Origin of the sequence: Desulfitobacterium sp. PCE1, assembly GCF_000384015.1 — a bacterium.
Classification (GTDB): domain Bacteria; phylum Bacillota; class Desulfitobacteriia; order Desulfitobacteriales; family Desulfitobacteriaceae; genus Desulfitobacterium; species Desulfitobacterium dehalogenans.
Window position 1 is genome coordinate 1,700,744 of sequence record NZ_KB913023.1, and the last position, 13,804, is coordinate 1,714,547.

Consider the following 13,804-nt stretch of genomic DNA (forward strand, 5'->3'; position numbering starts at 1 on the left):
GAAGAACTTTGCTCAGTGAAGATGATAGCTTTTATATAATATATGGTGGTTATCAGTAATTGGTACAAGATTTACACTCATTACAGATAATTTTTGCATATATCTATGGTTTGTTGCTTTAAGCCTTCTTGCAATGAGCATTCCGGAGTATAGTTTAATAGTCTTTGTGCTTTGGAGATGTCCGCCCAAGTATTCAATGGATCTCCATTCTGTCGGTCCATAAATTCCAGAGTTGCCTTTTGTTTGAGTAGATTTTCAAGCATCGAGATAACTTCCAGGATAGAAGCTCTTTCGAATCCCCCAATATTGATTACTTCTCCGATAACGTCTTTTGCATCAAGGGCCGAAACAGTTGCCTCTACACAATCTTTGACATAGGTGAAATCTCGTGTTTGTAATCCATTACCATAGATTTGGATCGGTTCGCCCTTAATAATTCCCTTGATGAATCGGTGAAAGGCCATATCAGATCTTTGTCTTGGACCAAATACCGTGAAATATCTTAGAATAACGATTGGAATCCCGTAACTTTCTTGATATACCTTACACAAGTATTCACCAGTTAACTTACTCACCCCGTAAGGGGAAAGGGGGGTGGGTATAGAAGTTTCAGCAACTTTCCCCGCTTTTTCACCGTAAACAGATGAAGTTGAAATATAAATGAACTTGCTAACTGGGCATTCACGGACTACTTCGAGTAAGAGTTGCGTAGCAACAATATTATGGTCAACATAGAGTTGAAAATCAGACCCCCAACTTGTACGGACACCGGGGATAGCAGCTAAATGATAGATAACGTCAACACCTTCTAAAAGTTGCTTTAGGTCCGTTTGGCGGAGGTCAACTTGATGAAACGCAAAGCGTGGATTGGTAAGCAAAAACCTGAGATTTCTCAGTTTGGTCTGGTTAAGAGAAGGGATAATAAAGCCATCAATTCCAATAACTTCAACATCGTTTATTTCAAGCAGGCGTTCACAAAGGTGTGAGCCAATAAAACCGGCGGCTCCCGTCACGAGTATTTTCATCCTATCCCAACCCCCAAGTATAGTAGCCCTTGATTTCGGATCAGTTCTCCATCGAGACAGTTTCTTGCATCAAGAACGATAGATCCCTTCATTCTCCCTTGAACTTCTGGCCAATCGCAGTTGATAAAGTGGTCCCATTCTGTGGCGATAATTAGAGCATCTGAATTGTCTACCGATTCATATTGATCCATATAGGGAATAACATCGCTGGCTTCAAGCTTTACCATAGGATCAAACGTATGAACGATACAACCCCTTTGGATTAATTGCTGAATGAGAGCAATAGATGGCGAGAAACGAAGATCATCTGTGCCAGGTTTAAAGGTTACTCCCCAAACTGTAATCTGTCTACCTGCTAAAGGTGAAAGTACATCACTAAGCTTCTGCACGTAGAGCTCAATTTGTTTATGATTGATCTCTATCACAGCATCCAGCAGCTTAGTTTCTATCTTATGAGTTAAGGCTGAATGTTTAAGAGAACTAAGGTCCTTCGGGAGACAGGAACCGCCAAACCCTAGACCGGCGTTTAAGAAATCCGGTCCAATCCGAGGATCCATCCCCAAGGCCTTATTGATATCAGCATAATCTACCTCAAAAGCATCACAGATCCGGGCCATTTCATTGGCAAAAGAAATTTTTGTGGCGAGAAAGGCATTGCTTGCATACTTGATTAGTTCCGCACCAGTTAAACTTGTAAAAATAAAGGGTGTGTCTTCATTGAGATAGAGCTGTTTGAGAACTTCCAACGGCCTATCTGTTTTTGTTCCAAAGACGAGTTTATTGGGATGAAATATATCCCATAATGCTCTTCCTTCGCGTAAGAATTCCGGGTTAGAGACAATATCAAATAAATCGTCCTTGATGCCCATCTCCATGAATGTTTGCTGAATCCATTCATTGGTTCCAGGTGGAACAGTACTTTTGGTAATGATAATTTTGTAACTATTGATTGTGGAAGCAATTATTTCCACAATTTGTTTAATATAACTTAAATTGCAGCTTCCGTCACTTTGGGAAGGAGTACCGACGGCAATTAAAATAATAGGATAGTCTCGAATACTCTCTACGACATTGTTCGAAAAATGAAGTTTGTTTTTTTGACTATATTCTGTGATGAGGTCATCTAAGCCTGGCTCGTATATTGGCATCTTACCTTGGTTGAGATCGTCAATTTTTGCTTGATTGATATCTACACATTGAACTTCGTGGCCAAAAACCGCTAAAGCGGCTGCTGTTGTGAGTCCTACATAACCTGCACCTACAACGCAAATTCTCATAAATTTCAATCCAATCTCATATAATATCAATTTATACATCGTATTCATATGAGAAATAGAGAGTTCCATATTTTAGCAAAAGGCAATATGCTTGGTCCGTTTGCTTATATATGGGAATATAATGCATTAAATAATTTAAAGGTGGAGAAGATTTATGAATGATTATCTGGTCCAACCGTGGGATTTAGAAGAAGGTACCGGGGTAGACCTTGATATGTGGGTTCCTCCATATATAGATGAATTAGCACAGCAGGTCATGGCATATTACGACATGGAACCTCACACTAAAACGTTAATTACGTCTAAACCGGATAAAGGCGGGGCTATCTGGAAAATAGAAACTAACAAAGGACCTCGAAGTTTGAAGTTGTTGCATCGTAAACCAAGAAGAAGCCATTTTAGCATAGGAGCTCAAGAATATATTGTAAAAAATGGTGGAAGGGTTCCCAAAATAATAGAGACCAAAGAAGGCGCGCTCTACGTTGAAAAGGGCGGTAAGTTATGGATTGTTACTGATTGGATTGAATCCCTTACTCCGGCGAGTAAGGATCTTTCCGGCGCCCAGGCCCTATGTTATGGTCTTGGAGAGTTTCATAGGCATACACGTGGGTATACTCCGCCTGCTGGTTCTCAAAAGGCCTCAAGATTATATCGATGGCCCGCTTATTATAAAAAAATAATTGCAAAAATAGACTGGTTTCGCAATATAGCCAAGGCCTATAGTGATATTCCGAGTAGTCAAGCACTGCTTGCGGTCATTGATGTATTCCAGCGTCAGGCCCAGGATGCCTTGTCCCTACTAGAGCAACCATTTTATACCCAAATGCTCTCGATGGGTGAAGAGCACTGGGGACTTGTGCACCAGGACTATGGATGGTCTAACGGACAACTTGGTACTGGCGGCCTTTGGGTGATCGATTTGGATGGGGTCGCCTATGATCTCCCTATTCGAGATCTTCGGAAGCTTATATCAGGTACTATGGATGATTTAGGAAGGTGGGACATTCCTTGGATTAGGGGGATGATCAGTGCCTACCATGATGCCAATCCGATCGATAGGGAAACTTATGAGATATTCTTAAATGATTTGGCATTCCCCAATGAGTTTTATAAACACTTAAATGAGATGTTGTTCGACCCAAGAGATTTTCTATCGAATAATTTAGATGGGATTATAACACGTCTTAATTTATTAGAACAGACAAAGGGGATAGCCCTGGCTGAATTGGCATTAGACAAGGAGAAATTTCCAAAGGGAAACTATGAAACAGATGCACCCCCAAAGTTGATTATCAAAGATGAGTCTCTCTTTTACCCGGATAGAAAACACGAGGAATATTTAAAAACAAGGACAGAGGCTGAGATTCAGCGACAAAAGGATGTAAAAAAAGTATCTCTTATGAACAAAGATCAATTAAAAGTTTTGATGATCTGTACGGAGAAATTGCCCGTCCCGGCTGTGCGTGGTGGTGCTATTCAAACCTATATTGATGGTGTCTCGGGGCTGTTGAGTCAAGAGCATACTTTAACCATCTTAGGAACGACAGACCCTTCCTTGCCAAATGAGGAATGTAAGAATGATATTCGGTATGTAAGGATTGAAAGTGAACAGTTCTTCGAAATCTACGCCGCCAGGGTGATCGATTTTCTTCGAGATGAATCCTTTGATCTGATCCATGTTTTTAATCGCCCCCGGCTTATTCCCTTAATACGTGAAGTGGCACCTTACTCGCGAATCATTTTAAGCATGCATAATGATATGTTTAATAGTGATAAAATTGACCCACAGGATGCGCTGACTGCAATCAGAGAAGTAGAACAGATTATCACGGTGAGCGATTATGTCGGAAAGACTATCTCTAATCTCTATCCGCAAGCTGCTTCCAAGGTTCACACGATTTATTCGGGAGTTGACCTGAAAAGATTTATTCCTTGGAAAAAATCAGACCGGGCTGCTCAGGTTCGCCATGAACTACGCAGCAGCTATAATCTTGAAGATAAAACTGTCATATTGTTTGTTGGGCGTTTGACCCCCAAAAAGGGTACGGACTTATTACTTCAAGCAATCAATGAGCTTTCAATAAAGAATCCCAATATCGCCTTGGTAATTGTAGGCGGAACGTGGTACAGTGTCGACACTGTTACCGATTATGTGGCCTATGTTCGAGCGTTAGCGGAGAAAGCTAAGTTTCCTGTGATAACGACAGGGTATGTATCTTCTGATGTTATTCACGAGTGGTTTTGGGCTGGTGATTTATTTGTGTGCCCATCTCAATGGCAAGAACCTCTTGCCCGTGTTCATTACGAAGCAATGGCTGCCGGCTTACCATTTCTAACGACTGCACGAGGCGGTAATCCTGAAGTTGTGATTGATCAAAATGGTTTACTTGTCGATCGACCAGAGGATCCCCTTGAGTTTGCGGAAAAACTTGACATTCTAATTGCTGATCCTAAACTTCGACGGAAAATGGGGCGAACAGGCAGGTTGTTGGCTGAGGAACGTTTCAGCTGGGAACGTGTGGCTAACGAAGTTTTAGAATCATGGAAACAAAGGGTGAATAATGAACCGGATACAGAGAATATGTCTGTTTTTGTAGACTTGGCTAAAGTCAACGATGAAGAAGTAACTGTCGGTGATAACGAACTGGAAACAGAGAGTAAGTTTGCTATTGTAGACTTGGCTAAGGTCAACGATGAAGAAGTAACTGTCGGTGATAACGAACTGGAAACAGAGAGTAAGTTTGCTATTGTGGACTTGGCTAAGGTCAACGATGAAAAAGTAACTGTCGGTGATAACGAACGGGAAACAGAGAATAAGTTAACTATTGTGGACTTGGCTAAGGTCAACGATGAAGAAGTAACTGTCGGTGATAACGAACGGGAGACAGAGAGTAAGTTTGCTTTTGTGAACCTGGCTAAGGTCAACGATGAAGAAGTAACTGTCGGTGATAACGAACGGGAGACAGAGAGTAAGTTTACTTTTGTGAACCTGGCTAAGGTCCACGATGAAGAAGTAACTGTCGGTGATAACGAACGGGAGACAGAGAGTAAGTTTACTTTTGTGAACCTGGCTAAGGTCCACGATGAAGAAGTAACTGTCGGTGATAACGAACGGGAAACAGAGAATAAGTTAACTATTGTGAACTTGGCTAAGGTCAACGATGAAGAGATCACTATCAGTGATAACGAATCGGAAAATTTTTTTAATCAAACTATAGAAGCCTGTTTATTAATCTCAAATATCCCTCGTATCATGATTTATCCTAAAAGGGTAAAAGACGATGGGATTAACTCCACAAATTCACACTTATGGAGAATCATTTGGTATCTAAAAATAATTGAATTGATTGTTTACGAAAAGAAAAATGCAGCACCTCTGTTGCCCTATTTATTGAGAAATGCCTAAAAGAGCTGTCGGGTAACAAATTTCCCAAAAGGTGATTATGTCGGCCTAGGATTTGGGGCTATAAAGAGAAAGTATATTGCGAACAAAACTATGGGGAGGGTCTAAAGTGAGGGTTACAAAAGCCGTTATACCCGCTGCAGGATTAGGAACAAGATTTTTACCTGCAACCAAAGCTTTGCCGAAAGAAATGTTTCCTGTCTGCAATAAACCAGTAATTCAATATATTGTCGAAGAAGCAGTCAATTCAGGTATTGAAGACATTATCATTGTTACGGGCAGGGGTAAATGGTCCATTGTTGATTATTATGATTGCTCCCCTGAACTTGAAGCTTATTTGACTAAGAAAGGAGATTATCAACAATTAGAACAACTGATACGGATTTCAAGAATGGCCAATATTTATTATGTAAGGCAACGTGAACCTCTCGGTCTAGGGCACGCTCTTTGTTGTGCAAAGTCATTTGTAGGAAAGGATCCATTCGCTGTACTTTTGGGAGATGATATTATCAAATCCGACATTCCTGCTATAAAACAGCTTATGAAGGTTGCAGAAGAGACCCGTTCCAGTGTAATAGGAATTCAGGAAGTTCCCGAAAGAGATGTCAGTAAATATGGAATCATCGATCCTCTTAATAATGACTGTGATATCTACCGCATTAAAGATCTGGTTGAGAAGCCTTTACTCAAAGATGCCCCTTCCAGACTTGCGATCATGGGTAGATATATCTTAAATCCTTCGATATTTTCCTTTCTTGAAAGCATTCCCAAAGGAGCGGGCGGGGAATTCCAACTTACTGATGCTCTAAAGATGCAGAGTAAGACTGAATCAATTTATGCTTGCAAATTAAATGGCATTCGCTACGATGCCGGTGATAAGCTTGGCTTTTTAATGGCGACTGTAGAATATGCCCTTGAATGTCCGGAGATTGGTCCGGAGTTTGCTCAGTATTTAGATACACTTTATAAAAATAGAATATGATCTAAGAAAGCGGCCCTGATTGGGCCGCCTTCCTTATGTCTCATCTTTTATTTGATTCCCCAGGAGGAAGACAATCGCTTCCCCATCATAGGATTTCCACATAGCCTTTCGTTCCATTGACCCGGATTCGTTGCCCATCTTTAATCAGCTTGGTGGCATTTTCTACTCCGATAACTGCCGGTAAGCCATATTCACGGGCGATAACTGCTCCATGGGTCATCAGTCCGCCCACTTCCGTAACCAGACCTTTTATGGATACAAACATGGGCGTCCAGCTAGGGTCGGTAAAGGTGGTGACCAATATATCTCCATCTCCCAGATCGGCATCTTCCATGTTTAAGATAATTCGTGCTCGTCCCTCGATAACTCCGGGAGAAACAGGCAGACCTGCAATCGCAACTGCTGGGATACTTTCTCGTTTGTACTCCCCGGCAATGATTTCCCCATCAGACGTGATAACACGTGGGGGAGTTAATGTTTCATATAGTTTGTACTCGTCTTTTCGTTGGCTGATGATCAGATAATCCAGTTTATTGGTGCGTATGGCTTCGCGAAGTTCTGCTAACGTGAGATAGTATATATCTTCTTTTTCCTGAATAACGCCCGCTTGTACGAGCTGTTCGGCTTCTTTCAGCAAAGCCTGCTTATAAACGAAGTAGCGGTTAACCATGCCGTATTTGGGATATTCACGATAACCGATGAAATTCCGGATGAGGTCGATCATTCGTTTGGTTTCTTTGACTTTTTGTTCACCATCCGGTAATTGCTGCAAGCGATCTAATAACTCTTGTTCTTTTTGCCAAGCAACACGCCGCCCTTGCTCAAATTTCCGCTGGCTGGCATTAGGCTTAAAGTTTTTGATGTTGCTGAGAATCATGGGGACAAGGGTAGTTGGTTTTTCGCTCCAACGAGGTTTCGTAATATCGATTTCTCCGACACAGCGCATTCCGTATTTTTCGAGATAAGCAGAGATCGCGGTTTGGGCAACTTGCCCACCCTCAAACTTAACCAGTTCCGCCAAAAAGTTGCCTTTTGCATGGTGTAAATAAGCAATGACTTCCGGATAAGGACGAATCATATCTGCCACATCCAATAGCGCCAGACCCATTTCCGAAGTAATATTATGGGGTACGGATTGAGAAAGCGTATCTGCGGCGTTTTTTTCACCTAACCACTGGTCCATGTTTTTATTGATCCATGCTGAGGCATCGATAGCAGTCATAAACACTGCCGAACTTTGTGGGTCAAATAAAATCTTTTTTAACTCCAGGATATCTTCCAGGATAAAATCAATTAAATCTGAGCCTGATGACCTTTGGATGTTGTGTTTTAATTCTGCTATCGATGTTTGACTACGCTTAATCAAATCAGTAACGATTGCCGGATCGTTTTCGATTTGTGTCTGAAAACCCGCAGATGACATATCTTTATTGATTTTATCAGGAACTTCTTTTTCAGCATTGGGCAATGATTTTATAAAACCTCCTCGCTCTATTATGGTCATGAGTGCGTCTTTTATGAGCGGATCGTGCTGCCCCATGGTATCCAATAGAGTTTTTCTGCTGTCAGGTGAAGCCAGCATCTGTGTAACATCAACAAATAACCTTCCCCCGGCTATAAACCTGGGTCCCAAAGATGTTAACTGAAATATGGATATTCCCAGTGGTTTCATGGGGTCAGTCATCATTTGTTGATGACCGACAGATACATAGACGTGATTTTCCTGATTATCTGCTACAGGGATGGGGTATAAAGTAGTGATCGGCCGGCTCTGGACAATATAAAAGGTATGATCAACCAAGCACCATTCGATGTCCTGGGGGCAGCCGAAATGTGCTTCGATCTTTCGGCCCAGGCCCGTGAGGCTTAAAATCTGCTCATCCGTCAGCACTTGCCTATTCTGCTGCTCTGGTTCGATTTCCCGTGCTTGCGTACCACCGTCTTTTAAGGCATAAATAGCCAGCTTCTTGGTGGCGATCTTCTTATCGACAACCTGACCGTTACGCACTTTATAGATATCAGCATTCACCAGGCCGGAGACCAAGGCTTCACCAAGTCCAAAGCCGGCATCAATGGACAGCACTTTCCGATTGGATGTAATGGGATCGGCAGTAAACAAAATTCCTGCCGCCTGTGGGAAGATCATCTTCTGAATAACCACAGACAAGTAGACTTTGCGATGGCCGAAGCCGTTTTGCAGGCGGTAGGTTACAGCCCGCTCGGTAAACAGCGAGGCCCAGCACTTGCTGATATGCTTGAGGACTGCCTCCTTGCCGATAATGTTTAAATACGTGTCCTGCTGGCCGGCAAAGGAGGCAGTCGGTAGATCCTCGGCCGTTGCGCTGGATCGTACTGCATAAGCATCTTTTTCACCAAGCCTGGAGAGGAGGCAGGTGACCTCTTCACAAATCTCTTCAGGGATGGCTATCCCTTCGATGATCCTGCGGATTTCACCGCTAAGCTCGCTGATTTTATCCCGGTCTTCCACTTTGAGAAGAGAGAGCTGATCAAGTAATGGGTCAAGTGCCGGCGTTTCCTCCATGATTCTTCTAAAGGTCTCAGTAGAAATACAAAAGCCATCCGGTACGCGTAGTCCTTCAATTTTGCAGAGCTCCCCCAGGTTCGCGCCTTTACCCCCGACAACCATAAGTTTTGTTTTGTCAATATCCTGAAAGCCAAGTACAAAGGGATTCATACGTTTACCTCCTTGACAATTCCTTCTCCCGTGCTATTGCATTATAGCAGTGGGGAAAAGGAACAAATAGTCTGCATTTACAATTTTTTATATGTTATAATTAATGTGGAAAGGGCTCTTTTAAAGGGGGTACTCTATGAGGCTGTTGATTCATGATCTTGATCAGGAAGAGCTGGGTAAAATCAAGCCCGGGCTGGGCGGAGATACCAAAATCATCACCAATAACGGGAAAATTCAGCACTGTATCGGATGCTTTGGCTGCTGGGTCAAGACACCTGGGGCTTGCGTAATCCGGGATGAGTATGGTGACATGGGAGCGAATTTGGGGCACAGCAGTGAACTCATGATTGTCAGCCAATGCTTCTACGGCGGATACAGCCCTTTTGTCAAAAATGTGCTGGATCGGAGCATCTCCTATATTCATCCCTATTTTGTGATTAGAAACGGGGAGATGCACCATAGGCCTCGCTATGATCTGCCCCTGGATTTGAGTGTTTGGTTTTATGGCGAGATCAGTGAAAAAGAACAACGGACTGCGGAAAAATTAGTCCGGGCCAATGCAATCAATCTGAACTGTCAAAGGGTCAAGGTTTCTTTTGTCCGGGAACCGGCAGAGCTGGAGGGACAGTTATGCAGAAAATAGCGTTGATCAACGGGAGTCCCAAGGCCAAGAACAGTGCTTCGAAAGCTGTGTTGCAGGCACTGCGGACCTTTGTGAACGACGGTGAGATTATAGAATATGATTTCCGAAAGCCACAGCTGAGCATTGAACACATGGAGCAGCTGGCAGAGCAGGATGTTTGGGTTTTGGCGTTCCCTTTATATGTGGACGGAATTCCCTCCCATGTATTGAGCTGTTTAGCTCAGCTGGAGAATCACTTTAAAGCCAAGCCTACGCCAAAGGTCACGGTTTATTGTCTGGTAAACTGCGGTTTTTATGAGGGAGAGCAGTGCGGGCTGGCTCTGGAAATGGTGGAAAACTGGTGCGCAAAATCAGGCTGGCAATGGGGGCAGGGCCTGGGAATCGGAGCGGGGGGAATGCTTCCGGCGGTAAAGAATGTCCCGGTAGGGAGCGGGCCTAAGAAGAATCTTGGCAAGGCACTGGAAACCCTGGCCGCCAATATTGCCCGCCGTACCGGTGGGGATAATCTTTTTATTACGGCCAACTTTCCCAGGTTTGCCTATAAATTCGCGGCGGAAGCGGGCTGGCGGAAGATGGTTAAGGCTAATGGGCTGAAGACAGAAGATTTGTTTCAGCGGAAGTAGGGATTTTCTGTATCAAGGGAAGAGAGCGGACCTCGAAAATATTTAAAGATGAAAACTAATCGTACTGGTTTTACAGGCCTTTATCACCCGCAAAAAGCTAGGTAAGGAAAAGGCCGTCGATTTTTGTCGGCGGTCTTTCTTACCCAATCAAAAGGGAAATGATACTATTACAATCCGAGCAGTTGTTTCTTTTTAGCTTCATATTCATCTTGGGAAATTGCACCTATGTCTAAAAGCTCCTTATATTTTTTAATTTCGTCAGCTGCACTTAACGAAGTATTTTTCTCGTCTTGTTCGTTTGTCAAATAGCTCTGAATTTTTTCCGAGAAGTGCCGACAAAGTGACTTGTGCAACCTTTTCACAATTCGTTTGCCAGAGTAAATAGGGCAGGCCTTTTGGTGACACAGTTATAAGAATGTCGCAACCACCCCCAACTGGCTTGGCGGAAAAAGTTACGTTTTCGCCGTTTCCTCCGCGAATAAAACTCATTTTCTTATCCACTTCAACAGTATTTGTGCTTGTATTTTCACAACGGATAGAGTACTTGTCCAACGTAGAGATCGCTTCTTAATATTTATAGCTTATATTTATATTTATAGCTTATATTTTTTATAACATAGACCAAAATTTAGGAGTAGCAAAGTTAAAGCAGGCCGGCATTTTCACTGCCGGCCTGCTTTAACTTTACTATTATTTTAATTTATAGAATATAATAGACGCTTTTAGGTGTCAGATCGGCCTATTTTGTTATAACAATTTTTTGTCCTTCGAAGATCAGGTTCGGATTTTTGATTCTATCCTTATTAGCTTCATATATATTCATATATTTGCTTGAATCTCCATAATACTTCGCTGCAATCTTGCCAAGTGTATCCCCAGCTTGGACAGTGTAAATTGTTCCACTTTCGCTCTTAAGAGCGGGCAACATTCCATCACCAGGTAAAACGAGGCTCATGCCGATAGTTAGGTTATTGTTGTTTTTCTTAAGAAGTTCCTTATTGGCATTATATATTTTTGTATGATACTCGTAGCTTCCATAATGGTTCAAAGCAATAGTTCCCAAAGTATCTCCCGCTTGTACTGTATATGTAACATTTCCTTGAGAGTCTGCTGCAGGTGCCGGAGTTGGAACAGGAGCAGGTTTCGGAGTTGGAGCAGGAGCGGGCTCTGGAGTTGGAGCAGGAGCAGGTTCCTGAGTCGGAGCAGGAGCGGGCTCTGGAGCAGGAGCAGGCTCCGGAGTTTGAACAGGAGTAGGTTCTGGAGCCGGAACTGCTGTGCCATCGGAAATCTTATAAACGATCTTGGTAGTATCACCAGCATTACCAAAACTAAGTACGTAATAAGGCTCCATACCCCAAAAATTCTCAGCCAGGATCGCTGTTGCTGTTTTATTGGCTTTAATTTCAGTCACGGCTTCTTCCTGGCCGTCTATCGTCCACATGAGATTGCCTGCATAGAAGCCTTCAGGATCATAGGCTCTAATACTGGCTGACATTGTTTCTTTGGGTGTGAACTTTACTACAGCGTTCGCTTCCACAAGAACAACTTCGAATTCCTCGGCTGGGCTGGGTTCGAACTGAAGGGTTGCGGTTTCGGTGCCAATTTTACCGGTCAGCGAATACGAATACTTGTCGGCAGGAACCCCAAAAACCGCTGAGGGGATGGTTGTGAAGATAAAAAAGACGACTAACAAAGTTAAAGAAATTGTTTTAGTAATCTTCAAAATACTAACCTCCACTATCTTTTTTGCATTGGTGTCAAATACTCCTCCTTATAATGAATTTTCCCCTCCTTACTTAGTCAATAATAATTACTTCTATGATTTTTTTATAACCTTTTTATGACTTTAAAGTAGGAGTATTGCTAAAATTGCTACTTTTCACCAAACAATAAAATTATAATACCATTTGTGAAAATTTCAAGGATAAATAAAGAATTTTTAATTATTAGGATTGGAATTTAGTGTTTCTTATTATTTTAAAACTAATAATTATGCAATATCTGACGATCGTTTTTAAAAAAATAGTATCATGTATTATATTTTACAACTGAAATTTAAGTGATCCCTAGGGGAAAGGCTGGTATCATGTCCTGATAACAGAAAGAACCGCCTGCGTTTCATATACATATTTATGAAGGCGGGCGGTTTAATATTAGATTAACCAGAACCAATACGATTTGGGATTCTCCTTTTCTTTATACAGCTATCACGTTACCTCCGTGGACCAGACTGACCCAGGAGCCTTCTACACATTCCGATCCGTCATTTAGAGTGTCCGCATGAGCCAATATAGCACAAAATAAAAACTATTAGAAACGGCTATGTCATTTCGGACAGTGCCTCGGGCAGGCAGGAGCCAATAGAATGCTGCTCCTGAGTTTAACTCTCAGGAGCAGCATTCTGAATCAACCTACAGTAGGAGTACAAGGTACAAATCGAACGTTACCAGTAAGAGTAATCGTTGTATTGAGAAGCGTAGTACCATTAGCGACACTAGTAGCGGTGATGTGGACTGTATTGTTTGTTGAGTTAAAAATAAATGTGAAGTTTGCAAGTTCGGTGTTACCTGATCCATTATTGAAGTTTGCTTGTGCAGTAACAGTTATCAAACCAGGTTGTGGGCTGTTGCATTGCATAGTCTGCATTTCTGTGAGGTTAATTTCAAAATTAGGACCACTGGCTGGGAACTCAACATTGATGTGGTTGCCTTGTGGTGAACATTGATTTGCAGGACCACAGAGTTGAATAGATAAACTTGGTAGTCGGACTCCATCTGCTGTTCTTCCTTGTGTTGCCATGATAAATTCGCAACACGTGAAAGTTGTGGGGCTACATGGCCCTACTAGCGGTGTACCGCAAACAATTCCACCCGGAGTTGCAACAGCAGTAGCGCTAAAAGTAATTGGAACTTGGACACAAATTCTTTGATTAACGGAGAAAGTACAATTGGGCTGAACTGTACCTTCGCAAGGGCCAATTCGTGGATCACCTAAGCAAAATGTTTTTGTTGTACCGGGCACTACTACGGGAGAAATGACGACATTAGCTTGGACACAGACCTCCTCATGAAAAGTTCTTGAGCATTCTTCTTGTTGTTGCTCTTGTTGGACAGTTACATCAGATTCTTCACAACCACATGGTTCTTTCATATATTT

General features: G+C 42.4%; 10 protein-coding genes. 4 read left to right on the forward strand and 6 right to left on the reverse strand.

Annotated features, from left to right (window positions below; translation table 11 throughout):
• Nucleotides 1-80: 80 nt before the first annotated feature.
• Together DESPCE1_RS0108535 and DESPCE1_RS0108540 are read right to left on the reverse strand one after the other, a co-directional pair.
• Nucleotides 81-1,025, reverse strand: coding sequence for an NAD(P)-dependent oxidoreductase (locus DESPCE1_RS0108535; RefSeq protein WP_014793621.1), 945 nt, complete (start codon nt 1,023-1,025; stop codon nt 81-83).
• The gene (locus tag DESPCE1_RS0108540; protein ID WP_019850184.1) at nt 1,022-2,302 is read right to left on the reverse strand and encodes a UDP-glucose/GDP-mannose dehydrogenase family protein; all 1,281 of its coding nucleotides are present in this window, start codon (nt 2,300-2,302) and stop codon (nt 1,022-1,024) included. Before DESPCE1_RS0108540 ends, DESPCE1_RS0108535 begins: the two co-directional genes overlap by 4 nt.
• A gap of 154 nt (nt 2,303-2,456) precedes the next feature.
• Here DESPCE1_RS0108540 and DESPCE1_RS22090 point away from each other — a divergent pair, with 154 nt between their 5' ends.
• Together DESPCE1_RS22090 and galU are read left to right on the forward strand one after the other, a co-directional pair.
• Nucleotides 2,457-5,708 carry a CotS family spore coat protein gene (locus DESPCE1_RS22090; RefSeq protein ID WP_019850185.1) on the forward strand — a complete coding sequence of 1,084 codons (3,252 nt, stop codon included), beginning with the start codon at nt 2,457-2,459 and terminating at the stop codon, nt 5,706-5,708.
• Between the two features lie 106 nt (nt 5,709-5,814).
• Nucleotides 5,815-6,687: a UTP--glucose-1-phosphate uridylyltransferase GalU gene (galU, locus tag DESPCE1_RS0108550; RefSeq protein ID WP_014793624.1), complete on the forward strand. Its 873-nt coding sequence runs from the start codon at nt 5,815-5,817 to the stop codon at nt 6,685-6,687.
• 85 nt (nt 6,688-6,772) lie between these two features.
• On the opposite strand, the gene ppsA is transcribed toward galU, so the two are convergent.
• A complete protein-coding gene (gene ppsA / locus DESPCE1_RS0108555; RefSeq protein ID WP_019850186.1) occupies nt 6,773-9,382 on the reverse strand; it encodes a phosphoenolpyruvate synthase in 2,610 nt (869 codons plus the stop codon).
• Between the two features lie 136 nt (nt 9,383-9,518).
• Here ppsA and DESPCE1_RS0108560 point away from each other — a divergent pair, with 136 nt between their 5' ends.
• A complete protein-coding gene (locus DESPCE1_RS0108560) occupies nt 9,519-10,025 on the forward strand; it encodes a flavodoxin family protein (protein ID WP_014793626.1) in 507 nt (168 codons plus the stop codon).
• Nucleotides 10,013-10,648, forward strand: coding sequence for a hypothetical protein (locus tag DESPCE1_RS0108565; RefSeq protein ID WP_019850187.1), 636 nt, complete (start codon nt 10,013-10,015; stop codon nt 10,646-10,648). The genes DESPCE1_RS0108560 and DESPCE1_RS0108565 overlap by 13 nt, the downstream gene beginning before the upstream one ends.
• A gap of 167 nt (nt 10,649-10,815) precedes the next feature.
• Here DESPCE1_RS0108565 and DESPCE1_RS22480 read toward each other — a convergent pair whose 3' ends face one another.
• The 3 genes from DESPCE1_RS22480 to DESPCE1_RS0108580 all read right to left on the reverse strand — a co-directional run bounded on the left by DESPCE1_RS22480 (nt 10,816) and on the right by DESPCE1_RS0108580 (nt 13,798).
• Nucleotides 10,816-11,010, reverse strand: a complete 195-nt coding sequence (locus tag DESPCE1_RS22480) for an SHOCT domain-containing protein (protein WP_242835380.1) — start codon at nt 11,008-11,010, stop codon at nt 10,816-10,818.
• Between the two features lie 377 nt (nt 11,011-11,387).
• Nucleotides 11,388-12,371, reverse strand: a complete 984-nt coding sequence (locus tag DESPCE1_RS0108575) for a LysM peptidoglycan-binding domain-containing protein (protein WP_019850189.1) — start codon at nt 12,369-12,371, stop codon at nt 11,388-11,390.
• A 683-nt stretch (nt 12,372-13,054) separates the two neighbouring features.
• On the reverse strand, nt 13,055-13,798 hold the full coding sequence (locus tag DESPCE1_RS0108580) for a hypothetical protein (RefSeq protein ID WP_019850190.1): 744 nt from the start codon (nt 13,796-13,798) through the stop codon (nt 13,055-13,057).
• Between the last annotated feature and the right edge of the window lie 6 nt (nt 13,799-13,804).

Excerpts from the sequence above, each read along its gene's own strand:
- DESPCE1_RS0108535 (WP_014793621.1), bottom strand. The coding sequence starts at position 1,025 with ATGAAAATACTCGTGACGGGAGCCGCCGGTTTTATTGGCTCACACCTT.
- DESPCE1_RS0108540 (WP_019850184.1), bottom strand. The coding sequence starts at position 2,302 with ATGAGAATTTGCGTTGTAGGTGCAGGTTATGTAGGACTCACAACAGCA.
- DESPCE1_RS22090 (WP_019850185.1), top strand. The coding sequence starts at position 2,457 with ATGAATGATTATCTGGTCCAACCGTGGGATTTAGAAGAAGGTACCGGG.
- ppsA (WP_019850186.1), bottom strand. The coding sequence starts at position 9,382 with ATGAATCCCTTTGTACTTGGCTTTCAGGATATTGACAAAACAAAACTT.
- DESPCE1_RS0108560 (WP_014793626.1), top strand. The coding sequence starts at position 9,519 with ATGAGGCTGTTGATTCATGATCTTGATCAGGAAGAGCTGGGTAAAATC.
- DESPCE1_RS0108565 (WP_019850187.1), top strand. The coding sequence starts at position 10,013 with ATGCAGAAAATAGCGTTGATCAACGGGAGTCCCAAGGCCAAGAACAGT.
- DESPCE1_RS0108580 (WP_019850190.1), bottom strand. The coding sequence starts at position 13,798 with ATGAAAGAACCATGTGGTTGTGAAGAATCTGATGTAACTGTCCAACAA.